Below are 24,640 nucleotides of genomic sequence, written 5' to 3'. Positions count from 1 at the left end.
TTTCAGCGCATACCAGCAGAATTTAAGAAAGCAATTTTCCTAACCTATAATTCGGCCTGTTTGTTTAATTTTGCAGCATGGAAAGAGAAATTCTTGATACCAAACGCAAAGCTTTAAAAATTAACTTAAACCCTAAAATTTACGGAACCTTTGCAGAGATTGGTGCCGGACAAGAGGTAGCCCGTAATTTTTTTACAGCAGGTGCGGCATCAGGTACAGTAGCTAAAACCATGTCGGCTTACGACATGACTTTCAGCGATGCCATTTATGGTGCCGAACCATCTGGCAGGTATGTCAGTCAATCCAGGTTATTAAAGATGATCAACCATGAGTTCAGCCTTTTAACAGAACGGTTAAGCGGGGAGAAATATGAAGAACGTACTTTTTTCGCTTTTGCAGATACCGTTACTACATTAAACTACAACAAATCCAATGATCCGCATGGCTGGATCGGCGTCCGTTTCCAGGCAGAACCGGGAGGGGAGCCCAATGAGATCTTTTTCCATGTGCGCTTGCTGGATACCGATGCGGCCCTGCAGCAAAATGTGCTGGGCATCATCGGGGTAAACCTGGTCTATGCAGCTTATTATTACCATCACGACCGCAAGGCGATGATTGAATCCCTGGCCGATAATTTAACCGTAGGTTCAGTAGAAATTGACCTGATATCGGTTAACGGCCCGATATTTAAAGATGCCGATAACATCTTACTCAATCTATACCTGATCGTCAAGGATTTTTCAGATGCCGCCATATTTGATGCCACTGGTAAACCCTGTCTGCCCAAAGACCTGCTGTATAAAAAAGACATCATGATTTTGCGTACCAAGTACGCACAAAAATCCAATCCTAACTTCAGTATGTTAAATAAAGCTGTAGACCAGTTTGTCAGAACAGAAAATGTACAGGAAGATAACTTGAGTGTACTCATTGAAGTACTGATGTCCAATGTGCTGTCGGCCGATGACACAACAGAGGATATCGACCTCAGGGCCGTTGCCAAAAGGGCAGAAGAGATGTGTAAAACAGGAAACAAGGTCATTGTATCTAATTTTGCACGTCACAATAAGCTGGCTAAATACCTGGACCGCTGCAGACCAAAAAGCGTAGGAATCTCTACCAATATCAACAACCTGAAATTTGTGTTCAACTCCGGCAATTTTGGGGAGAATTATTCCAGCATGCTATTGAGTTATGTCAGCGATATGTTCAGCAAAAACGTAAAGCTTTTTGCCTATCCTTTTCTGGATAAAAAGACAAATGAAGTCATCACCAGTGCCAATATGCCGGTAACGCCGGATGCCAGGCCGCTGTTTGATTTTCTGATCATCAATGGTTATATCACAGATATTGAGGACTATAGCGAAAGCGATGTGAAAACAGTTTAACCCTGTTTCTGATAAGGATTTTCTATCGCAATACCCATGATCCTTTCGGGATGCTCAATGGCTTTAAATCCAAACTGTGCGTATAAACCATGTGCATCCAGTGTGGCCAACATATACCTTCTTAAGCCTTGTAGGTCTTTATGAAAAAGCATCAGCGACATCAGCTTTTTAGATAAGCCCTGCCCGCGGTATGCCCCATCAATATAAACATCAGCAAGGTAACCAAAGGTAGCCTTATCAGTGATCCAGCGGGCAAAACCTACCTGTCTGGTATCTTTATAAATACCGAAGCATAAGGAATTGTCTATAGATCGTTGTACAACCTCCAGTGGAATGTCCTTAGCCCAGTACGATTGTGTACTTAAATAATGATGAATTGCAATTGGATCGATCTTATTTTTGTCATCAGAAAAAACAAACCCGTTTTCTTCGATTTCCATTAATGTAATTGTTTTTTTACGTTAAGACTTAGCTGTGATTTTAATGGCTAAAACAAACAGGCTAGTTTCGCATATTGATAAACTGCAGGGGCTGGCCAAAATCCTCCTTTTTACAAAGGGCAATTACCCCCTGTAAATCGTCAATGCTCTTGCTTTGAACACGTACCTGGTCGTCCATCATAGAAGCCTGTACCTTTAAGCCGCTGGCTTTTATTTTTGCTACAATTTTCTTAGCTGTTTCCTTGTCTATGCCCTCTTTAATGGAAATTTCTTTCCGGATCATGTTTCCGGATGCATACTGTTCTTTTCCAAAATCCAAGCTGTTTGCATCCAGGTTTTGCTTGATCATTCTGGAAATAATCGCATCCTGAATTGCTTTCAGACGCATGTCATCCTCGGTAACAATGGTAATTACATTTGTTTTTTTATCGTGGTCAATGGTACTTTTAGAGGAACTGAAATCATAACGGTTTAGGATCTCTTTTTTTGCATTGTTCATCGCGTTGTCTAAGGTTTGCGCGTCTACTTTGCTTACAATATCGAAAGTGGGCATGATTATTATAGCTTTAGAATAAAAAATTAGCGTAGATTTAATTATCAGATTATTTGATCTGCCTAAGCAAATATAAAACAATTAACTATAGCAAGCTCCATGAGCTTGAAATTTATCTAAAAACATAAAATTAATACTGATGAAATCTAGTAAACCAAAAGCTCAGAAAAAAGTGGCAAAAAAAGCTGCTAAAAAACAATTGGAAAAAACTTTAACTGAAAAGATCCTGGAAACTGTTAAACATTTAGGACAGGATGCAGAGAAGATTGGGGGAGATATCGCTGTAGTAAGTAAATTTGTAGCTAAAAAGCTGTCCAGGAAATTCAGTAAAGTGAAAGCCGCTGTTAACGAAAAAATAGACGAAGCCAAAGCAGCGAACAAGAAGGCCATAAAGAAAGCCGCTAAAAAAGCAGCATCGGTTAAGAAAAATGTAAAGAAGGAAGTGACCAAGGATGCCAAAAAAGCTAAAAAAGCTGTTAAAGCTGCAACAGCAAAGGTAAAACCGGTAGTCCAAAGTGTTAAAGTAGCCGCCATTGCCACTGAAAAGAAAGCAGCCAATGCGATTGCTAAACCAGTAGCCAAAGTTGCCAGCAAAGCTAAATCTGCGGCATCGGGCGTTGCAGAAAAAGCTGCAGAAATAAAACAGGAAGTGAGCGCTGCAGTTAAATCAGCCGCCGCAAAACCGGCAGCAATTAAAAAACCGGCAGCAAAAAAACCGGTTGCCAGAAAAGCACCTGTTAAAAAAGCAAGCCCAGCAGCCGCAAAACCTGTAGTTACAGCAGCAGCAGCTCCTGCAAAAGCTGCCCCTGCTAAACCTGTGGTTGTAAAAACTGCTCCAGCAAAAGCTGCCCCGTCAAAGGCACCGGCTAAAAAAACCAGTCCTGTAGCTAAATCAGTTGCCAGTAAAGCTACGCCTGCAAGCAAAGCAACCGCCGCTAAAGCACCAGAACCTGCAACAAGTCCTGCATCAAACGGTACTGTTACAGCCCCGGTAAAAACAGAAACTGAAAGTAAATAGCATACGTTAATAAAAATTGTATAATTGCCTGATAATTAACAATTACTTAACAATAGAATTCGCAGTTTTGGGCATCCCTGTTTTAAACAGGGATTTTTTTGATTTTTTAAATGACGAAGAAAAAAGCTCCATTTCTAAACAGAGAGATCAGTTGGTTATATTTTAATGAGCGCGTTTTACAGGAAGTGGCCGATGAAACGGTTCCGCTTATAGAACGTATCAAATTCTTGTCAATTTTTTCTTCAAACCTGGAAGAGTTTTATCGTGTAAGGGTAGCTACGCTCAGCCGGCTGGCAAACCTAAATGATAAGGCCAAAGCCTTGCTGGGGTTTAATCCCAAAAAGATCTTAAATGAGATCAAAAACATCGTTGTAAAGCAGGAACGCAAGTTTGAACAACTATTCAAAGCTACGCTGATCAATGAACTGGCCCAAAACCGGATTTTTATTTTAAACGATACCCAGTTAAACGTTTCCAGAGGAGAATTTGTAAGGAACCATTTCAGAGACCGGATCCTTTCCAATCTGGTTCCTATTATGATCGACCTGGAAAAACCATTTCCAGAGCTCAAAGACCGTTACCTGTACTTTTTTGTCAGGCTTTCCAAAGAATCAAGTAAAAATAAAAACCATAAATATGCGCTGATCGAGCTTCCGCCCGATCTTCCACGCTTCCTGGTCCTGCCGGAAACAAACGGCTTAAAGTTTATTATCCTTGCTGAAGACATCATAAAGTACTGCCTGGACGATATCTTTTATGTGTTTAATTATGACATTCTTGAAGCTTACTCCATACAGCTAACCCGCGATGCAGAGCTGGACATTGACAAGAATGTGAGCGATAAGTTCATTGAGGAATTAAAGGCCAGCCTGGATAAACGTAAAAAGGGAAAACCCATGCGTTTATTATACGATACAGAAATGCCTTTTGAAATGCTGAAGGTACTGATCAATAAATTGAAGATTGAGGCCGAAAGCCTCATCCCGGGCAACCGGTACCATCGTTTTGGTGATTTTATCGCCTTTCCAAATGTAGGCAGCAAAGACCTGGAGTATAAACCAAATGTGCCGCTTAAAGTATATGGCTTGCACCGTACGGAAAGTATATTCAATAAACTACAGGAAAAGGATTATTTGATCAACCTGCCTTATCAATCTTATGATTATATCATTCTTTTTCTGCGTGAAGCCGCCATTGATCCTAAAGTTACCGAAATCAACATTACCCTTTACCGTCTGGCAGAAAACTCAAGGGTGATCAACGCCCTGATCAATGCCGTCAAAAACGGAAAAACTGTAAACTGCCTGGTGGAGTTAAAAGCCAGGTTTGATGAGCAGGCCAATATTTTCTGGACCAGCAGACTGGAAGAAGAAGGGGTAAATGTTAACTATGGCTTAACCGATTACAAGGTGCATTCTAAAATATGCCTGGTCAGAAGAATCGAAAAGGGCCGTGCAGTTTATTATGCCAACCTTGCTACCGGTAACTTTAACGAGAAAACAGCCAAATTGTATTGCGATCACAGCATTTTTACTTCAAAAAAAGAAATTACCAGCGATCTGATCCGGCTTTTTAAAGCCCTGAACAAAAAAACGGTTATCAAAGGATTCAAATACCTGATCGTTTCTCCGCTGGAATCCAGGAACAAATTTTATCACCTGATAGAGCGGGAAATCAAAATTGCCAGACAAGGCAAGCCCGCTTACCTGATCTTCAAAATAAACAGCCTGGCTGATGAAGGGATTGTAGAAAAATTGTATGAAGCCAGCAATGCCGGAGTTAAAGTAAAACTGATTGTACGGGGGATATGCACACTTGTTCCCGGTATTCCCTATTTCAGCACCAATATTACAGTGATCAGTATCATTGACAAATTCCTGGAACATGCCAGGGTATTTATTTTTGGCAACAATGGCAAGGAAGAAATGTTCCTTTCTTCCGCCGACCTGATGAGCCGGAATTTTGAGCACCGGGTAGAAGTTGGTTTTCCTGTCTTGGACGAAGAGGTAAAACAGGAGATCAGGGACATCATAGAGTTTCAGCTGCAGGATAACGTGAAAGCCAGGGACATTACCCGGCTCAACAACAATAAATACCATAAGAACAATTTAAAAACAAAAATTAGGGCGCAGGTGCAGACCTATAATTACTTAAAAAACAAACATCAATAAAGCCAATGTTAAGATACGCTGCCATAGATATAGGCTCGAATGCGGTTAGGCTGTTAATTGCCGATATTTCCAAAACTGATAACGGTTATGGGTTTAAAAAGAATACCCTGGTAAGGGTTCCGCTGCGTCTTGGCGACGATGCTTTTTTAGATCATTACATATCAGAACGAAAAGTAGAAGAATTGCTGAAAACCATGTCAGCCTTTAAAAATCTGATGGAAGTGTACCATGTTTCCGAATACCTGGCCTGCGCAACTTCAGCCATGCGTGAAGCGGAAAACGGGACAGAGATCATTAAAAAAATAAAGAAACAGTGCAACATTGACCTGGAGATCATCGCCGGACAAAGGGAAGCCAATATCATTTATGCCAACCATATTGAAGAAAACCTGGACATCAAAAAAAGCTATTTATACATTGACGTGGGCGGGGGCAGTACCGAGCTTTCCGTTTTTGTAAACAGGATACCCATTGCTTCCAGATCCTTTGATATCGGAACCATCCGTATCCTCGACAACCAGGATAAAGACGAAACCTGGGAAGAAATGAAAAACTGGGTAAAGGAACATACCAAATCCTTAAAAAATCTTGCCGGTATCGGAACAGGAGGGAACATCAATAAACTCTTCCGCATGTCTGACGAAAAAGAAGGGATGCCTTTAACCTTTCTGAAATTAAAAAGCATGTATAACCAGCTCAACTCCCATTCACTTAAAGAACGGATCGGTGTGTTTGGCTTAAACCCCGACAGGGCCGATGTCATCATTCCCGCCTGCGAAATTTACATCACCCTGTTAAAATGGACAGGTATCAAACAAATCTATGTGCCAAAAGTTGGTCTGGTAGATGGCATCATCAGTTTGCTTATTGAAGAAAACCTCAGTAATGTTGCCTATAAATAGGCCAGGGCAAGGTACCCGCCATGATGGCTCACTGAAGCCGGGTTGCTGGCGCTGTAAGTACTGTCGCCAGGATCATAACTGCTTATTTTAACCTCCACTTTATTCAGTAGGTCCATATCGGGCACAGCTATGGTATGGATGTATTTTTCGGTGATGCTGCTTCCGGTAAAATACAACTGATTCTGATGACGGACATGGCCTGTCGCTGTATTTTTATGTATAATCAGGTTGTTGCAAACAATTGCAGCAGGTGCAAAGATCCTTATTTTTTCTGCCCTGCTGAAGATTTTATAGGCCGATTCTTTCATGGTCCACAGCAGCCATACCATGGTTTCCGCATCTTTAGCAGAACTGATCAGGAACCTTTCATCCGGGCTGAATATCTTTTCCAGGTAGCCTTTTCTTCTCCAGTCGCTTTCTTTTAACGCAGCTTCCAGGTCAACAATGTCATTACCGATCAAGTGCTTTCAGTTTAGCCTCAATAATCTCCAGGGTAGCGGTAACATTTAACATACGGGCCATTTCCAGGTTGTCAATTTCTATGTCAAACTCTTCCTCCACATCCAGTACCACATCTACCAGATTGGCCGAGTTGATCTTCAGGTCTTTGATGAAATCTGTGTCGGGGCCGATGTTTTCTAAAGCATTTTTATCATGGGTGTAAGGAGCAACAATTGTTTTCAATTTTGCTACGAGTTCTTCTTTATCCATTTTTATACTTTTTAAAGATGATGCAAGCATTCACATCGCCAAACCCGAAACTTGCTTTAGCTAATATATCAATGTTTTTATAAAGTATTTGCTGCGGAATCTTATTTTTAGCTATTAAATCAAGAATTTCCGGGTTCAGGTCTTCACAATTGATGGAAGGAAAAATGAAGCCCTGCTGCAGCTGCAGTACTGCAGCCACGCATTCAATGCTGCCCGATGCACTTAAACAATGTCCTGTCATCCCTTTTAAACTGTTGATATAAGGAAAAGCTTCCCCTTTTCTATTTAAGGCAATGGTCCAGTTCTGTATTTCCAGCGCATCTTTCGTTGTGGCCGTGAGGTGTCCGTTAATGGCGTCAATATCAGTGGCCCTGATGCCGGAATTTTCTACAGCGGCACTTATACAGCGCTGCACGGCGATGCTGTTAGGGGCGGTCATGCTGCCCGTACCACGCTGCCCGCCCGAATTGATATTTCCACCCAATATTTCGGCATAAATAAAAGCTTTCCTTTCCAAAGCACTGTCCAGCGATTCCAGCAGCAGGGCACCCGCTCCACTACCTGGTACAAAACCACTGGCACTGGCACTCATTGGTCTTGATCCCTTTTCAGGTTCCGCATTGTGTTTAAACGTACAAACTTTCATCGCATCAAAACCGGCCCATATGTAGGGCCCGCTATCGCTGGTGCTGCCCGCCAGCATTCTGGTTGCCTGCCCGCTTTTGATGCGCTCAAAGGCCATTAAAATGCTCTCTGTTCCGGTTGTGCAAGCTGATGAGTTGCTGCTTACCTGGTTGCCCAGGCCCAGTTTACCACCCAGGTAGGCGCTGATGCCGCTACCCATGGTTTGTGCCACTACCGTGCTGCCCAGTTTGCGTACCTGCAGATCATCAACCTTATAAATAGATTCCCTGAATTTTTGTATGCCCGATGTGCCTGCGCCAAATATGGTACCGCTATTCCAGTCGGGTTCTTCCATAGGCGCTAACGGTAAACCGGCAGCTGCCCAGGCATCCATACCAGCTATAATGCCATACAGGATTCCACTGCTGTTAAAATTTCTACGTTCCAGATCGCTCAGGTAAGTCGATATCAGATCATCCGGTAATTCAGGTTTCCCGGCAATCTGACAGGAAAACTGTAGTCTTTCCAGCTCAGGATCATGTTTGATGCCTGAAGTGCCGTTTTTAATGGCTTCAGTGAACGCAGCTAACCCAACACCATTTGGTGCCACTACGCCTAAACCGGTTATTACTACACGTTTATGCATTCATTTTGGTGGTCACCATGCCGGCTATGGTGCCTTTACAAACTACTTCGCCGGCGGCATTTGTCATTTGTACCGTACAATTTAACTTTTTAAAACGGAAATATACCTTTTGAGCAGTTACCGTAACTTTTTCTCCGGGAAATACCGGCTTCATAAAATCAATAGCGGTAGAGGTCAACATCACATGGCCCGACATTCCACCTTCAGCACTGCCGGATAAGTAAATACCCAGGCAAACCAGACCGATCTGGGCCATAGTTTCCGTTAAGATCACCCCTGGTGTAACCGGATTATCCTTAAAGTGACCTTTATAAAAATCTAGATCTTTGTTAAAAGTGTAAGTGCCAACCGCCTTATTCTCGTCAATTTCAAGTAATTCATCTACAAACAGAAAAGGCTTGGTATATGGCAGGTGTGCTGGAATTTCTTCTTTATTCATGTTGTGTCTATATCTTTTTAATTTTCGTCATTGTTTAATACTGCCGCCATTGAAAGTTGTCATCTCGAACGCAGAGAGAGATCTCTTGAAATCGCAATCATAAACAAGAGATCTCTCTCTGCGTTCGAGATGACGAGCGTGCAGAAACAACAACTGCATTCAGCAAAACCAGGCTTAAATCACCACTTCAGCAATATCCGTTGCGCCGAAAAGCCGGGGCCAAAGCTCAGCATCAAGCCCAGCTCAGCGCTTCCCGCCGGTCTTTCCATAAAACGTTCCAATACATACAGCACCGTTGCACTCGACATATTTCCGTACTCCTTTAAAATGTTTTTAGTCTCGTTTATATTTTTGCCTAATTTATCAAATAAGCCTTCAACTGTCTGGATAATTTTTTTTCCTCCAGGATGGAAGATCAAATGATCAATATCCGCTATCATCAAGTTATTTTTGGCCAGAAAGGGATGAATGATGTTAGGGAAATGCTGGGCTATACGTTCCGGAACGGCAACATCCAGCACCATCTGCAGGCCAGTATTGACCAGGTCAAAACCCATCATCCTGGTAGCATCATAAAAATGGTACATTTCTTCGGCTATAATTTCCGGCCCCCGGTCTTCTTCTCGCGAAGAAAGCAGGGCACAGGCAACCCCATCCCCGAAAATTGCTGCACTCACCATGTTGGCCATAGAAAAATCTGCTGTCTGGAAGGTAGCCGTAGGTGATTCATAAGCAATTACGGCAGCCCGCTTACCCGGGTTCGCTTTTAAAAAATTTTTAGCGTAAATGATCCCCGAAATTCCGGCGGCACAACCCATCTCCGTTACCGGCAATCGCACAATATCAGGCTTCAAATTTAAAGCATTGATCAGGTAGGCATCCATAGAAGGGATCATCAGGCCGGTGCAGCTCACAGTGATCAGGTAATCCAGGTCATGTGCTTGCCAGGTGGCTTTTTCTAAAGCCTCCCGCAGGCATTGGCTGCTCAGTTTAATCCCCTCCCGGATGTAAATGTTGTTTCTTTCTTCAAATGAAGCATTGCTGAATACTTCCTCCGGCGACATGATGGAATAGCGTTTATCCACAGCTGCACCTTCAAATATCTTCTTTACTTTCCTGACGAAACGGTCATCCTGGCCGGTTAACCAGGCATCCAGAAAGGGGATGATCTCTGCCGTAGTTCTGGAATATTGCGGCAACAGCTTGGAAACAGTAGTTATTTTTACGTTCATATTGTCGGGATGATCCACTGGTAACGGAATGCCCATTTCCATTTCAGGATATAGGTGCTAAAATTTAATTGTCTGGAATAGGATTGTAGATCCCTTTTTTTAAAGCCTCTTAAAATAGAAACGAGCCCGTCATCTTTAGACATTTGATTGAGGCCAAATATAAAGCACAGCCCTGTAAATAAGTAATAAGCGAGCTTGCTTCTGTGCAGGTCATTTACTACAATACCCAATGCCGAACTTGCTTTAAAGCCTTTCATAAGCGTTATAATTTCCTCATCTTTAAAATGATGTAAAGTCAATGTACATAAGATAACATCGTAAGTGCTATCTTGTTTAATTTCCTCAAAAATATCGCTGCAGCGATAGCTGATATTTGGGTAATCAAGCGACAGTTGCGCTGCATGTGTAATGGTGAATTGATTGGCATCTATGCCCAACAGTTTAAAGTTCAGTTGTTTTTGTCTTGCATAGTCGGCCAAAGCCCTCAGCATATCCCCATTGCCACAACCTACATCCAGAATGGTAATTTCATCAGTACTGCTATTATCCGCTGATTTTATTTTAAGCAGGTATTCTACACCTTGCAGGGTAACTTTATTGCCGCCCAGCAGCCTGTTGATACCGGCAATTTTATCCAGGGCATCCCTTAATATTTCCCCTTCTAAACTAAAGTCGTCCATGATCTCGGGCGCTTCACTTCGCTTACTGGTATCTATGCGCATACGATGGGTTTTCCGTGGGTCATTTTTACAATTAAAGGCAGTGCCGAGGGGAAATGAACCAATAAAGATTGTATTGGTTTAAATAATTTTTCTTTTCTGATGATCCCTGATAAGAACCGGCCCATCAGCAAACGGTTTTTAAAGTTGGCATTCCAGGTTGTGGTATATAGTTGTTCAAGGGACTTTCTGGAGATCAGCTGGCCATTAAGGTACTTTATGCTCAGTTCTGCACAAATTTTAGCACTGTGAATGGCCATAGCCATGCCGTTTCCGCAGAGTGGATGGATCAATCCCGCAGTATCACCGATCATCAATACATGATCGCATACCAGTTCTTTTTTTGCGAAAGAGATCTGACTGATGCTTAAAGGCTGATCAAAAATCATCTCAGTTTCTTCAAAGACCTTTCTGAGCTGCGGGTTTTTATACAATACCTTTTTTTGGAAATCGTCGAGGTTGCGGCAGGCTTTAAAACTTTCATAATCTGCCAGGTAACAGATATTGATCTGTTTATTTTCTATCGCCGAGACCCCGCAGTAACCACCTGCAAAATTGTGCAATTGGACCAGATCACTAGGGATAACGCCATTGTAATGTGCTTTTACCGCCAGCCATGGTGATTTTTTCTGTATAAAGTTGCGGGAGAGTTTCTGATCTAAGGCAGATCTTTTTCCAAAAGCACCAATAACCAGGTCTGCTTTTAAGGTTCCAAACTTGTTGGTGGCCAGCTCAAATCCATCACCGTTGAAAACGACAGCTGTAACCCGGTCTTTGATCAGTTTACAATCCCTTAAAAGTGTTTTTTCATAAAGGAAATTGTCAAGGGCAAATCTGCTTAACCCAAAACCACCCATTGGCAATGCGCAGCCTACAATTTGTCCGCTCAAGGAAGAAACAGCAAGTCGGTTGATGTTTACCGGAAGCAGTTCCTGCGGATCAGCATCCAGCCATTGTAAATAAGGGAGCACCTCGTTTGATAGGTATTCGCCACAAACTTTATGCAGGGGATATTCGTTTTTTTCGATCAAAGTGACTTCAAAACCTTCTTTTAGCAAATGCAGGGCACAGGTTAGTCCTGCAAGACCACCGCCTATTATTAAAACAGTTGCGCTTTGATTGGGTTTTGTTGTCATATCGGGCCTTAAGAGCTGTACCAATATAACACTAAAAAGACCAAAATTGTTAGGGAATGAATCTCTAAAACTTATTACATCTCAATTGCCTTTTTTCAGCAGCAGTTCGGCGGTTGATATAAAAACCTGCCGATAGCTCATGGCTGCCATAATTGTAGTTGCGTAATTTATTAAGTGAGTAGTCATACGAATAACCTATCCTGATGTTCTCCGTAGCAAAAACTTCTAAAATGACACCCATAGCATGCTCTTTGGCCAAACCTTTTTGCTGGTAATCTTTTTTGTACAGGTCAAATGAGGTACGGGCGAAAGCGCCGATCCAAAGCAGCTCTTTAAGCTGCAGAAAGGTAGTGATATCCAGTGCGGAAGGCCCGTTGATGTCATCTTTGAAGAGAATGACCGGTTTAAACTTTACATCTTCACTGAACGGGAACAGGGCCCCGGCGGTAAAATATAAATGTGGTTGGGGAACAGGTATCCTGTTGTCCTGCAAATTCTTTTTTGCGATGTATTTTGCCAGCATATTGGTCATGGAAAAACCTGCGAAAAAGCTTTCATTGGCATAATAAATCCCAAAGCGGGCGTCTGGTACCGTACTGGTCTGCAAAGCCAGCGGAATCAGTTCATCGCCGGGTAGGTATCCTTCCAGTTTATTGCCGTCCAGGCCCATCTGCACTATACCAGCTGCAATCCCAAATGCAAGCTGACCATCGTCATCATAACCTGTTCTGATTCGGTAGGCATAATTTGCGTAGGCGGTAAGGTAGCTTTGTGCGCCCAGCTGATCGTTTGTTACGATTAATCCAAGCCCAACCTTACCATTGTTAAAAGCTCCATCGGCCGCAACAGAGAAAGTTTTTGGAGCTCCTTTAATTCCTGTCCATTGAGAGCGGTAAAACGATTGAACGTAAATGTCTTCTTTGTATCCGGCATAGGCCGGATTGATGTGGATCCCATTAAAAATGTACTGCGTAAACTGGCTGTCCTGCTGTGCATTGGCACTGAAGATCCAACCTGCAATGCCTATTAAACTTATTATTCTTTTCATCATATCGCCTTCCTGTTATTTATTACGGAGTATGGTTATATAGCCTTTATATATTTCCCACTTGTTGCCCGCAGCTTTAACCTTTAGCAGGTAGAAATAGGTACCTTCATTTAGTCCGGGGGCATCCCAGTCGTTTCTATAACTTATTTTATGGTACACAGTACCCCCCCACCGGTTTAAAATGCTCAGTTCGTTGGCTTCATAAAGTTCCAGACCAGGTATTTTGAAGGTATCGTTTAAGCCATCGCCGTTTGGTGTGAAAACATTAGGGATGATTATCCCTGCTACAGATTTGCTGTCTGTTGAACTGTTGTTTTTTGGATTTGGATCTGTTTCACTGCCAGTAACGGTAGCAGTATTTTTAATGATACCGGCGTTTACCGCTTTAACTTTGATTTTCAGATCAGCCGTTTCACCATTGTCAAGCCTGCTGATTTCCCATAAAATGGTTTTACTGCCATAATTGTAACTGGCAAAGCCCATGGCGGGATTGATCAGCTGCTCAAATTTGAGTTCTTCAGGTAAAACATCCTCAACCTTTATGTTTGTAGCCGCATCAATACCATTGTTTTTAACCTGTATCAGGTATTCAAAAGTATCATTGAGGCTTACCGCCCGTTGTTCTGAGTTTTTGTTGATCATCAGATCGGCGGTGAGTACGACAGAAGGACCAATGTTTACAATGACCGGATCCGAGATGTCAGATGCGCAGCCCTGAGCATTAAATGATACCACAGTATAACTGCCGGATAATATCACGTTATAATCTGAGGATGTAGCACCCGTAATTGCAGCACCGTCCTTTATCCATTGAAAAGATGTTGCGTTAACAGAACTGGCACGCAATTTCACCGGGGCACCCGAAAGTGCATTCACGGTTTGCGAACCACCAGATTGCGCAAAGCCTGCCGTTGCGCTCAGCAACAGCAGGCTTGACACAAAATTGGCTTTTCTGTTAAACATGAATCATAATACTTTAGGTAACAACATCAAAACAAGTTTACCACGATCCGGCAGAAGCACCTGTAATGGTTACTGTTGGTTTGGTAGGTTTAGCAAGTACTTTAACATCATGGTCTATGGTAGTTCCGCAGTATTTATCAGTGCCAATCAGGTATCCGACCTGTAATCTGTAGGTTGTTGTAATGTCTGATGTGGTCGTATTCACCAGGGTAGGGGTATAAGTTGCGTTGGTAGCTCCTTGAATAACTGTTGGAGTACCTCCTGATACGGTATACCACTGATATGCATAGGTTGTTACGTTGGGGTCAGCTGCAACTGCAGAACCGGTAAAAGCAGAGGCTGCAGCATTTTCAGAACAGTAATCTGCAAATGTAAATTGTGCAGCTATAGGCGCCAGTTTATAAACCGGTATTTCCTGTGGTTCCGATTCGCAGGATCCGGCAGCGGTCCCTTTGCTGATCAGGTAATAATATCCCGTTTGCAGATCTGCTGCTGCAACGGTATTTCCTGTTAAGGTAACCCCAGTTGAAGGTGTGGTTGTAGAAGTAGCACTATACCTTACAATCCAGGTTGTGCTAGCTGCAGGGGCGCCAAAATCGAGTGCGCCGTCTGAACACATTAAAGTTACACCAGAAGTTGATGGGGTTACCTGGGCTAAAGATTTTGTTGCGCTTACCAATAGTATCAAAATAGTTGTTACTAAAAGTTTTGTAATGTTTGTTTTCATGTTTTTTGTTTTAAGAGTTAATATTGAGAATTTGTTGTAATGATTACGTGAGGAGAGGGGGGCTTAGGGGTTATGGTAACCGTGATTGGGCTTCGTGCAGAATAATATGTTCCACCAACAGTTTGTACTGCTTCAACATAATAGGTTGTGGTTGCAGTTAAATTAGGATTGGGTGTAAATGTTGTTATTGTACCGGATTGTATGGCGGTACCGCCTGTGTTTGTTGAATACCAATTGTAGGTGTAACCTGCCTGGGCGTTTGTAACTGACAAGGTTACCGGTGTTCCACTGCAGATAGTTACCGGGCTTACTGTAGGCGCTACAATAAAAGAAGCATAATAGTATCTGCCTGACAAAGCTACCCCAAGTAAACTGGAGCTAACTTTTAGTCTGATACCATCATAAGAAATGCCAGGAGCAGGGAGAGTGATCTCGGCATCTGTAGGCGTGCCTAATGCTGATAATAAAGATAACACGGTGGCATTAGAATATGCTACGCCGACAGGTGTCCCGTTCAATGTAGGTTGAATAGCAATCCCATCAAGTAAACTTAAAAGAGACGTCGTAGAACCAAATCTTATAGTAATGGGTGTATTTGGAACTGGTTTGTAGGTGCCTGTAAATTTTATATTTTGCCAAGCCTCAATTAACCCTAATGCACCTATATTCGCACTTAATGTTGAGAAATTTGTAAGGTCAGCCAAATCGATCGCACGACCTGGGTTGGTAACCTGAGAAAGGGTTACCACCAAAATTTGCGGGCTACTGTGCGTTTCTGCATCCGCATAAATTCTCTGCCCTTTAATCGTTCCTATACCAGCAATCATCACCAAAACCAATGGCAAAAAATAATGCATTAATGTATATTTGATTCTGGCAGAGCGCATGAACATTTTTTCCTTTTAATCCCTTTATTGAAAGAATAAAGACAGTTTTTTTCTGTCCTTTCAAAATTAGGGTGCAAAGGGCCTTAATTTTTGTTCATGTTGTTCAGTTTGATGTGGCTTTAGTGTTCATCCTGTTCAAACTTATTCTACTCCGGCCTGTTAAAAGGTTAAACTCCTAAATATGAAACGATTTTTTTTACTTTCAATAATCTTTTGCGTGTTCATTATACGCGGATATGGCCAGGTGGCTGATACAGCAAGGTATATCAAAACATCAACAGGCTACCTGATGGTCCTCAGGCAAGGTGATGATGTGTTTAAGGAGATCAGTAGAATGGCTGTAGCCGAAAAGATACCATCGGCAAATTTTACAGCGATGGGTTTTGTAGATGCGCGGTTTGGATTTTTTGACTTTAAGACCAAGGAATATAAACCCAAGGACTTTAGAGACGTAGAAATGGCCAGTATGACTGGCTCCATTGCCTGGCAGAAAGAACAGCCCTCTTTACACATTCATGGGGTGGTTACAGATGCATCGTTTACGGCTTTCGGTGGGCATCTGCTCTCAGCTACCGTCGGTACGGGGTCGCTGGAAATTACAGTAATTGTGCACGATAAAAAGCTGGAGCGCAAAATGGAGGAGCCTTTGGGTGCCAACGTACTGCAGCTTCAGTAGGTTATTTAGCGCGAGTTATTTGCAAGCCTGCTCCTTTGCTGCTGTACTCCTGCCATTGGCCTGCTGTGCCGCTTTAAGTTCGGTTCATCTTCGGTTCACCTTCGGTGTTGGTTCGCTTACAGCCGAAGTTATACCAGTCTTGAACTGGAGCTGATACATGGTTTTAGTACAATAGCAGGAGTACAGCAGGAATGGAGCTGAAGCATGAATAACTTTAAAACAAATCCTGGCGAATGCTGTTGGGGATTTAAACATCCAGAAGCGCTTCTTAATATTTCTAACCATTATCAAAAAAACAAAATTATGGAAACGCAAAATCGAGATCCAAACGATCAGGACCGTGAACAGAAACAGGGTGGGAAACCACGAAATGAGTACCAGAATCAGAACAGGGATGGCGAACCAAATGGAGCAATTCCTGATAACAGACCAGACCAGTTGCCTACGGGTGAAGAAGGTCATGAGGAGGAATCAGCAGAGGACAACACAGAAGAAAAACCAAATCCAAATGACCTTTCTGACCCGGCCAATCAAAAGCAGGCTGACATCTCGGGCCATGATGATCAGCAAAATTACCAATAAAAATATTCCTCAGCTAATGAGGTTAAATCTTATTCTGGGATGGTGAACCCGTTTAAGAAAGGTTGAACTCCGGCAGCTCAAACAGAGCTGCCGGTTTTTTTATGGCTGATTTCGTGCAATGTCGTAAGCCACCTGAATCATGCACCTTGGTTTACGAATACTGCCGTTGGTGTAATTAGTTGCTGATTGTTATTTATCCTTTTAATTTAGCTCCTGCATAAAAAACCTATTTTTGAAGCGTTATTTTAAGGTTTTAAGGCTCGTTTTATGTGTTTTTAATAAATTGTAAATTCTTTTAAAATAGTACCTAAATTATTTTTACATTTATTAATCTCTAATTAACAATATATCTAATCAAACTGGCTGATGTGGCTACTTTCTACACGGCGGCAAGTTATAAATTCAACATCAGCGAAGGTGCTGAAGGTATGGATGTGGAGCCCAAGGTTGCTTACCGGGGCGTAAAAGGGTTTGACAACATCTGAGATGCAGGTGCGCAGTTGTCTATTGCGAACCAGCAGGTGTTTTTAATGGCCATGTACCATAGCACTGAAAACGGGACTTTTGGTTTAGGAATGGATTTTAAGAAGAAATACCTGATCAGCGGAACCTATACTACGCAGACTTCGGCTTTAAGCAGCTATACCAATGGGAGTTTTGAGCTGAACCTGAGGTTGAATTTGAGCAAGTAAAGTTGAAAAATAACCGTTCTCTGCTAAAGCTGGCATATTCCTGATTTTTCCTTTGTGAAAAATCAGAAAAACGCCTATGCTTTTTCAGAGAACGGTTATTTTTCTTTTCAGGAGGCTATTGTGATTTTATTATTTAATTAAATAAATAATCTTAAAAACGCCTGTTCATTAATATGAACAGGCGTTTTATATTGAAACAGCTTTCGGATTTGAGGCGTTCGTTTGGGAGCGCAGTCTCAGGGGGGTTATTGTGGATTTGAATGGGGATAATTGTAAAATTTTAACTACAATGTGTAGAAATAAATTCTCATAAATATATTTATAGTCTCAAATCTAAAATATACGCACTAAGTCCTACCTAATGCCTCAATCTATCTAAATTAATCATGTCTTATATGAAAAAAGCGTTACTTTTTTTACTTATCCTATCTGCATTTTTATCTGTCAGGTCCCAGACCACGTTATCTGCAGGCGATATCGCTATTGTTGGTTATAATGCCGAGAACTTAACTGGATATTCAGATGATTTCTCCTTTATCCTTTTAACCGCGGTATCGGCCAGTACAACCATTCATTTTACTGATTTTGGCTGGTGCAGTGATGGCTCAGGATTTCAGACTGGGCGGCCAGGTCAGGCTTCTCAAGGCGCTAAATCTGACGGTGCCATCACCTGGACGGCAAGTACTGCACTTCCCTGCGGTACCCAGATCAGGATCCAATGTGATGATGTACTTTCTGCAAGCACAGGGACAATAACCGGATTAGTAGCGCAGCAATCGTCACCTGGAAGCTATATGAGTCTAGTAACTTCCGGAGATCAGATCCTGGCTTTTCAGGGCAGTATGGCCTCGCCAACATTTATCACCGGATTGCACACTGACGGAGGAGCATGGTCAACTACTTTGACGGCAACGGAATTTAGCTCGAACAAATCTATCTTGCCTGCGGGACTAAATGCCACCAATTCATTGGCTCTTTCTTCCGTTGATTCGGATAATGCGGTCTATAATACCACTGACCATGTGACAACAGGTTCTCCAGCAACCTTAAGGGCAGCTATTTTTAACTCTGCAAACTGGACAATTGATGACGAAAATAACATTCCGCTTCCGCTGGCCGCCACATTCGGCTGCAGTGCCTGCACTGCACCTTCAATTACCGGGCAGCCCTCAAACAGTTCGGTTTGTTCCGGAGTGAACACAACTTTCAGTATCACAGCTGCCGGAACGGGGATAAGCTACCAATGGCAGGTAAATACAGGCGTTAGTTTTAACAATATTACTAATGGCGCGCCATATTCAGACGCAACCACATCAACCCTAAGCATTAGCGGCGCAAGTGCCACCATGAGCGGTTATACTTACCGCTGCGTAGTTACCGGAACCTGCGGTACAGCGACATCCAATGCCGCCACTTTAACTGTAAAAGCCCTGCCGGTGGCAACAGCAACACCTGCGTCACAAACAATCACCAGCGGACAATCGACCGGTATAGCTTTGACATCCAGTCCTTCCGGCGCTTCATTCACATGGACAGCAGCCACAACAAGCGGCGTGGTTACGGGTGCAAGTGCAGGTTCAGGCACAAGCATTGCCCAAACGTTAACAGGTAACGGTGTGGTAACTTATACCGTCACTCCTACACTCAGCAGCTGTCCTGGAAACCCGATCACCGTTGCCATAACTGTTAACCCCACAGTACCCAACCTTCCGGAAAACAGCCTGGTATTTAACGGAACCAACCAATATGCTGAAGTGCCCGCGAGATCTGCGCTCGATTTTACCACTGGTACCGTAGAAATGTGGATAAAGCCAGGATGGGACGCAGGCGCTCACGACGCCGTGAACCCTTGCATTGCGGCCATGCGCAGCACGAGCACAACACGCTGGAGTTTTCATATCAACCGCGATTTGGGTTCGATCGGCTTATGGAACAATACGAATTATTTATCACGTAATTTTACTTTCGTTAAAAACCAGTGGTACCATGTGGCTTTTGTGATAACCGGCTCCAATACGGAAATATTTGTTAACGGAGCTTCAATCGGATCAACGGGCAATGGGATGCGTACCGTAGCTACTGGCCTGACTTTTAAATTGGCCCAGTCGCAAACCGGCAGCAATGAAATTTTCAAAGGAGAGATTGATGAGGTCAGAATCTGGAATATCGCCAGAAGTTCTACTCAAATTGCCAGCAACCGTTCGGATGCCGTAGCTGCAAACAGTACCGGACTGATTGGCTATTATAAGATTGATGCCGACATCCTGGCAAATACAAACCAGGAAAACTATGAACTTAAAGATTACAGTACGGCATCAGCAAATGGTAAAATCTACAATTATTTTGCACCTATTGTTACTACAGGTACTACATCTGCTATTACCACTACAGGATTTACCGGCGGCGGTGAAGTGACCAGCAATGGTGGTGGCGTTATTACTGCCCGGGGACTTGTTTATTCTTCTACAAATCCAACGCCGACCATACTTGACGGCAAAACCAATATCGGTACCGGGGATGGTACTTTCTCCGGGGCTGTTACAGGCTTATCCAGCAATACGCCATACAAAGTGCGGGCTTTCGCAACCAATGCAAACTCGACCAGCTATGGCTCTGTAATCACAGTAACGACGGCATCTACAGCACCGGTTGTTACAAGTGTAGCAGTACCTGCCGATAAAACCTATATTTTTGGTGAAGCGCTTGATTTTACAGTTAACTTCTCCACCGCGGTCGACGTAACCGGCACACCTGCTATTGCCGTTACTATAGGCAGTACGGTTGTAAACGCAACGTATGTTTCAGGTACGGGAACAAATACCCTTGTTTTCGGCTATGTCACTACCTCGGGGCAGCTTGACAACGATGGGGTTACTATAGGGGCGCTTAGTCTGAATGGCGGTACGATAAAAAGTGGCGCAACAGATGCCAACCTTACACTTAACAGTATAGGCAGTACTGCAAATGTGAACGTAGACGCGCAACCGCCAACCGTTACATCCATGACGCGGGAACTTACCAGCCCTACCAATCGAACTGATGTTTTATTTAGCGTATTTTTCTCAGAAGCGGTTACCGGAGTTGATATCAGTGATTTTGCTACTGTCGGACTTTCAGGAACGGTGAACAGCATCACAAGTCTTCCAGGCAACAGGTATAATATATCAGTAGACAATATTTCAGGTTCGGGTACCTTGGGTTTGGACCTCAAAGCTAGTGGTACGGGTATTGCCGATTTGGCTGGAAATCCAATCAATGGCGGATATACAGGTCCGATTTATACCATTGACCAGACAGCACCTGCAGCCCCGGTGGTAATTACACCTGCCAATGGTTCTATGGTAAACTCACTAACACCTGTGATCAGCGGTACGGCTGAGTCAAATAGCAATATCAGCATTACTATCGACGGCACTACCCTGAGCAACGTCGTTACAGCGGATGCTGCGGGCAACTGGACTTATACCCCCACAGCCAACCTTGCCCAAAGCGCACATACGGTAAGCGCCCAGGCTGCCGACCTGGTAGGGAATATAAGTGTTCAAAGTAACACCAATACTTTTACGGTAGCTCTGGCACCAATCATAATCGTTAATCCGGCAACTGTACCGGGTGCTACGGCAGGAGCTGCCTATAGCCAAACCTTTACCGGAAGTGGTGGTACCGCGCCTTACACATTCGCCGTAACTGGCGGCGCATTACCTGCCGGTTTGTCAATTGACGGAGCGACGGGTGCCTTAACTGGTACACCTACTGCTGTAGGAACTTTTAATTTCACTATAAAGGCAACAGATGCTGCCGGTGGTAGCGGTCCGTATTCAGGTATCAGGGCATATACCCTGGTTGTTGCACCTCCTGTAACACTTATTACGCCGTCAACATTGCCAAACACTACAGTAGCCACTGCCTACAGTCAGACGATTACTGCGAGCGGTGGAATTGCTCCTTATAGCTTTGCTGTAACAGCAGGTGCCCTGCCTCCGGGATTAACCTTAAGCACTACAGGGGTTTTATCCGGAACGCCTTCCGGCGGAGGAACATTTAACTTTACCTTAACTGCTACTGGAAGTTCGACAGGCACTGGGGCACCTCATACGGGTTCAAGGGCTTATTCAATTGTGGTTGCTCCTCCAACGGTGTTATTTCCTGCCACTTCCCTGGCAAATGGAAATGCCGGAGTAGCTTATAGCGCAACTTTAAACCCTGCAAATGGTGGAACAGCGCCTTATAGTTATGTCCTAACCGCCGGAGCATTGCCTCCCGGTTTATCATTAAACAGTACCGGAGCTTTAAGTGGTACGCCTACAGCTAGCGGAACTTTCAATTTTGCGGTTAGGGCTACAGATGCATCAACTGGATCAGGCCCTTATTCATCAGCGCCGAGGGGCTTCACATTAACGGTTAATGTACCCATCGTGATCAGCCCGACAACTTTGCCTGATATGGCGTATGCGGTTGCCTATGGCCAGACCCTGAGTTCATCAGGTGGAACAGCGCCATATAGCTACAGCTTAACGGCGGGCGCACTTCCTATCGGCATTTCCTTTAACTCATCTGGTGTTTTTTCGGGCATTCCCCGGTCGGATGGTAATTTCTCACTTACAGTAAGGTCCGAAGATGCAAATGGCCTGGCGGTTTCAAAAGTATATACTTTTACGGTATCGGCCCCGGTAATTGCCATTTCACCACTAACCCTTCCAGATCCGGTATTGGGCGTAGCATATAGCCAATCGCTGTCCACAACAGGTGGCATTGTCCCCTATAGTTATTCCCTGGTCTCTGGCGCGCTTCCTGTGGGGATATCTTTTAACAGTGCAGGGGTGTTAAGCGGAACGCCTTTATCTGCAGGTACCTTTACTTTTGTGGTGAGAAGTACAGATGATGCCGGGGCTAATATTTCTCAGTCTTATACCTTAAACATTGCAGCACCAACATTGGTTATTACGCCTGCCACACTGCCTGATGTAGCTGCCGGTACGGCATATAGCCAAACAATCAGTACTACCGGAGGCATTGCTCCATATAGTTACAGTATATTTTCAGGCTCATTACCAGTAGGAGTATCTTTCAGCAGTGCGGGTGTTTTTAGTGGCACACCTACCGTTAAAGGAATATATAATTTAACGATACGTGCAACAGATGCCAGCAGCGGCACGGGCCCTTATTCAATTGATAAAGCTTATAGTATTAACGTTCAGGGCAAAGCGCAGGCCATTACCATGGCTGGACTTGCTACAGTAAACTATGGCGATGCAGATTTTGATCCCGGGGCTACCAGTGACAGCGGATTGTCGGTAAGCTATTCCACAAGCAATCCGGCCATAGCCACTGTTGTTGCCGGAAAGGTACACCTTACAGGAACAGGTCAGGTAACCATTTTTGCAAACCAGGCTGGTAACGGGGTTTTTAATGCGGCCACACAGCAGCAACAAATCCTTACCATCAATAAAGCACAACTTAGTTATGTAGCAAATGCAGCTACTAAAATATATGGCTCAGCCAATCCGGTATTTAGCGGCACGGTTACAGGTTTTAAATATTCGGATAACCTTGCCGGGGCGACAACAGGTACGGCTGGTTTTAGCAGTACAGCTACGGCTACAAGCGGTGTGGGCAGCTATGCCATCACCGGCTCGGGTCTTACCGCAACCAATTATACCTTTGTTCAAGCTGCGGCAAATGCTACGGCATTAACCATCAGCCAGAAAGCATTGACCATCACTGCCGATAATAAGGAGAAGTTTGCAGGTGCCGCAAACCCTGTATTTACGGCCAGCTATAGTGGTTTTGTTACCGGAGAAAGCGAAAGTGTGTTAACCGCTCAGCCTGTATTTACAACTGCGGCTAATACCGGTAGTGCAGTAGGTACTTACGACATAAATGTAAGTGGTGCTGCGGCAGCCAATTATACCACGAGTTATGTGAAGGGAGTACTGACGGTTAAACCAGGTGCTCCGACCAACATCAGTCTTGCTGCGGTTACGCTGTATGAAAACAATGCTGCAGGTACCAATGCCGGAACATTGAGCAGTACTTCTGATGATCCTTCTGCAACCTTTACTTATACTTTTGTGGCCGGAACGGGTGATACAGACAATGCATCATTTGCCATTAGTGGTAACAGGATCAACACTGCAGCCAGTCTGAATTTTGAAAACAAAGCTGTATACAAAGTAAGGGTAAGATCAACCACACAGAATGCGCTATGGCTCGAAAAGGAACTGAGCATCAGCTTATCTGATGTTAATGAAATCCCGACGCTTGCGGTGATAGATAACCAGACGATCTGCTTTACCACAGCAGCACAAACAGTGGCCTTAACGGGCATCAGTGCCGGGCCGGAAACTGCACAAACCACGACTTTAAATGTGAGCAGCAATAATGCTGCACTGTTTGAAAACCTGACAGTGTCAGGAACCGGAGTTACGGGGACGTTAAACTACCGCATTAAAGCCGGCGCTATAGCCGGAACAGCTACCGTCACGGTAACCGTGAAAGACAATGGTGGTATTGCCAATGGAGGTGCAGATACTTATAGCAGGACTTTTACCATCACGGTTAATGACTTGCCAGTAGTGTCGGTCAGCAGCGATAAAGGAGCCGAGATCAGTAAAGGAGAAACGGTTCTGCTTACCGCTACAGGCGGAGACACTTATGCATGGGCAAACAGCAGCGGCATAATTGGAACTACCAGCAATGCGGTATTGACAGTCAGGCCTAACCAGACCACCACTTATACCGTTACAGCTAAAAATGCAAGTGGCTGTGAGCAGTTACAGACTTTCACGATAACAGTACTCGATGATTTTGCAAAGATCAAAGCGACCAATATCCTGACACCAAACAATGATGGATTTAATGATAAATGGGTGATCGATAACATTGACTTTTATCCGAACAACGAGGTGAAGGTATTTGACAAAGCAGGGCGCATTGTGTACAGTAAAAAAGGATATGACAACAGCTGGGACGGAACCTTTAACGGTGTTCCTTTAGAGGAAAGCACCTATTATTACATTATTGATTTCGGCAACAGAACCAGAGTTTTCAGGGGTTTTATCACCATTGTAAGAAATGATTAAGTAC

General features: G+C 43.7%; 21 protein-coding genes. 8 read left to right on the top strand and 13 right to left on the bottom strand.

What is annotated here, in order from left to right; genetic code table 11:
• Window positions 1-77 precede the first annotated feature (77 nt).
• The gene (locus tag R2Q85_RS21280) at window positions 78-1,388 is read left to right on the top strand and encodes a nicotinamide mononucleotide adenylyltransferase (RefSeq protein WP_316813814.1); all 1,311 of its coding nucleotides are present in this window, start codon (window positions 78-80) and stop codon (window positions 1,386-1,388) included.
• On the opposite strand, the gene R2Q85_RS21275 is transcribed toward R2Q85_RS21280, so the two are convergent.
• Both R2Q85_RS21275 and R2Q85_RS21270 read right to left on the bottom strand, forming a co-directional pair.
• A complete protein-coding gene (locus R2Q85_RS21275; protein WP_316813813.1) occupies window positions 1,385-1,828 on the bottom strand; it encodes a GNAT family N-acetyltransferase in 444 nt (147 codons plus the stop codon). The two genes, R2Q85_RS21280 and R2Q85_RS21275, sit on opposite strands and share 4 nt — an antisense overlap.
• 61 nt (window positions 1,829-1,889) lie before the next feature.
• Entirely contained in the window at window positions 1,890-2,381 is a 492-nt protein-coding gene (locus tag R2Q85_RS21270; RefSeq protein ID WP_316813812.1) for a YajQ family cyclic di-GMP-binding protein, read from the bottom strand.
• A 139-nt stretch (window positions 2,382-2,520) separates the two neighbouring features.
• Here R2Q85_RS21270 and R2Q85_RS21265 point away from each other — a divergent pair, with 139 nt between their 5' ends.
• The 3 genes from R2Q85_RS21265 to R2Q85_RS21255 all read left to right on the top strand — a co-directional run bounded on the left by R2Q85_RS21265 (window position 2,521) and on the right by R2Q85_RS21255 (window position 6,472).
• Window positions 2,521-3,399, top strand: a complete 879-nt coding sequence (locus R2Q85_RS21265; RefSeq protein ID WP_316813811.1) for a hypothetical protein — start codon at window positions 2,521-2,523, stop codon at window positions 3,397-3,399.
• Between the two features lie 110 nt (window positions 3,400-3,509).
• The gene (gene ppk1 / locus R2Q85_RS21260) at window positions 3,510-5,570 is read left to right on the top strand and encodes a polyphosphate kinase 1 (protein ID WP_316813810.1); all 2,061 of its coding nucleotides are present in this window, start codon (window positions 3,510-3,512) and stop codon (window positions 5,568-5,570) included.
• Between the two features lie 5 nt (window positions 5,571-5,575).
• A complete protein-coding gene (locus R2Q85_RS21255) occupies window positions 5,576-6,472 on the top strand; it encodes an exopolyphosphatase (protein WP_316813809.1) in 897 nt (298 codons plus the stop codon).
• On the opposite strand, the gene R2Q85_RS21250 is transcribed toward R2Q85_RS21255, so the two are convergent.
• The 11 genes from R2Q85_RS21250 to R2Q85_RS21200 form a co-directional block, all read right to left on the bottom strand.
• Window positions 6,463-6,933 carry a 4'-phosphopantetheinyl transferase superfamily protein gene (locus tag R2Q85_RS21250; protein WP_316813808.1) on the bottom strand — a complete coding sequence of 157 codons (471 nt, stop codon included), beginning with the start codon at window positions 6,931-6,933 and terminating at the stop codon, window positions 6,463-6,465. The two genes, R2Q85_RS21255 and R2Q85_RS21250, sit on opposite strands and share 10 nt — an antisense overlap.
• A complete protein-coding gene (locus R2Q85_RS21245; RefSeq protein ID WP_316813807.1) occupies window positions 6,923-7,183 on the bottom strand; it encodes an acyl carrier protein in 261 nt (86 codons plus the stop codon). The genes R2Q85_RS21250 and R2Q85_RS21245 overlap by 11 nt, the downstream gene beginning before the upstream one ends.
• Window positions 7,176-8,453: a beta-ketoacyl-[acyl-carrier-protein] synthase family protein gene (locus R2Q85_RS21240; protein ID WP_316813806.1), complete on the bottom strand. Its 1,278-nt coding sequence runs from the start codon at window positions 8,451-8,453 to the stop codon at window positions 7,176-7,178. Before R2Q85_RS21240 ends, R2Q85_RS21245 begins: the two co-directional genes overlap by 8 nt.
• Window positions 8,446-8,892: a 3-hydroxyacyl-ACP dehydratase FabZ family protein gene (locus tag R2Q85_RS21235; protein ID WP_316813805.1), complete on the bottom strand. Its 447-nt coding sequence runs from the start codon at window positions 8,890-8,892 to the stop codon at window positions 8,446-8,448. The genes R2Q85_RS21240 and R2Q85_RS21235 overlap by 8 nt, the downstream gene beginning before the upstream one ends.
• 179 nt (window positions 8,893-9,071) lie before the next feature.
• A complete protein-coding gene (locus R2Q85_RS21230; RefSeq protein WP_316813804.1) occupies window positions 9,072-10,124 on the bottom strand; it encodes a type III polyketide synthase in 1,053 nt (350 codons plus the stop codon).
• Window positions 10,121-10,846, bottom strand: a complete 726-nt coding sequence (locus R2Q85_RS21225; protein WP_316813803.1) for a methyltransferase domain-containing protein — start codon at window positions 10,844-10,846, stop codon at window positions 10,121-10,123. The genes R2Q85_RS21230 and R2Q85_RS21225 overlap by 4 nt, the downstream gene beginning before the upstream one ends.
• The gene (locus R2Q85_RS21220; protein ID WP_316813802.1) at window positions 10,837-11,979 is read right to left on the bottom strand and encodes an NAD(P)/FAD-dependent oxidoreductase; all 1,143 of its coding nucleotides are present in this window, start codon (window positions 11,977-11,979) and stop codon (window positions 10,837-10,839) included. Before R2Q85_RS21220 ends, R2Q85_RS21225 begins: the two co-directional genes overlap by 10 nt.
• A gap of 64 nt (window positions 11,980-12,043) precedes the next feature.
• On the bottom strand, window positions 12,044-13,030 hold the full coding sequence (locus R2Q85_RS21215) for a type IX secretion system membrane protein PorP/SprF (protein WP_316813801.1): 987 nt from the start codon (window positions 13,028-13,030) through the stop codon (window positions 12,044-12,046).
• 12 nt (window positions 13,031-13,042) lie between these two features.
• On the bottom strand, window positions 13,043-13,990 hold the full coding sequence (locus R2Q85_RS21210) for a gliding motility-associated C-terminal domain-containing protein (protein WP_316813800.1): 948 nt from the start codon (window positions 13,988-13,990) through the stop codon (window positions 13,043-13,045).
• A gap of 37 nt (window positions 13,991-14,027) precedes the next feature.
• The gene (locus tag R2Q85_RS21205; protein ID WP_316813799.1) at window positions 14,028-14,717 is read right to left on the bottom strand and encodes a hypothetical protein; all 690 of its coding nucleotides are present in this window, start codon (window positions 14,715-14,717) and stop codon (window positions 14,028-14,030) included.
• A 17-nt stretch (window positions 14,718-14,734) separates the two neighbouring features.
• A complete protein-coding gene (locus tag R2Q85_RS21200) occupies window positions 14,735-15,604 on the bottom strand; it encodes a hypothetical protein (protein WP_316813798.1) in 870 nt (289 codons plus the stop codon).
• Window positions 15,605-15,785: 181 nt separating this feature from the next.
• Between R2Q85_RS21200 and R2Q85_RS21195 the strand changes: the two genes are divergently transcribed.
• The 4 genes from R2Q85_RS21195 to R2Q85_RS21180 all read left to right on the top strand — a co-directional run bounded on the left by R2Q85_RS21195 (window position 15,786) and on the right by R2Q85_RS21180 (window position 24,636).
• Window positions 15,786-16,280: a PPC domain-containing DNA-binding protein gene (locus tag R2Q85_RS21195; protein ID WP_316813797.1), complete on the top strand. Its 495-nt coding sequence runs from the start codon at window positions 15,786-15,788 to the stop codon at window positions 16,278-16,280.
• 303 nt (window positions 16,281-16,583) lie between these two features.
• Window positions 16,584-16,862, top strand: coding sequence for a hypothetical protein (locus tag R2Q85_RS21190; RefSeq protein ID WP_316813796.1), 279 nt, complete (start codon window positions 16,584-16,586; stop codon window positions 16,860-16,862).
• Between the two features lie 500 nt (window positions 16,863-17,362).
• On the top strand, window positions 17,363-17,554 hold the full coding sequence (locus R2Q85_RS21185; protein ID WP_316813795.1) for a type IX secretion system membrane protein PorP/SprF: 192 nt from the start codon (window positions 17,363-17,365) through the stop codon (window positions 17,552-17,554).
• 395 nt (window positions 17,555-17,949) lie between these two features.
• Window positions 17,950-24,636 (top strand): putative Ig domain-containing protein, encoded by a 6,687-nt coding sequence (locus R2Q85_RS21180; protein ID WP_316813794.1) that lies wholly within the window; start codon window positions 17,950-17,952, stop codon window positions 24,634-24,636.
• The last annotated feature ends 4 nt before the right edge of the window (window positions 24,637-24,640 follow it).

The sequence above is a fragment of the Pedobacter heparinus genome (assembly GCF_032678725.1).
In the GTDB taxonomy this organism is placed as follows: domain Bacteria; phylum Bacteroidota; class Bacteroidia; order Sphingobacteriales; family Sphingobacteriaceae; genus Pedobacter; species Pedobacter heparinus_A.
The sequence above is the reverse complement of the archived record's forward strand: the minus strand, read 5'-3'. Positions and strand labels throughout refer to the sequence as shown.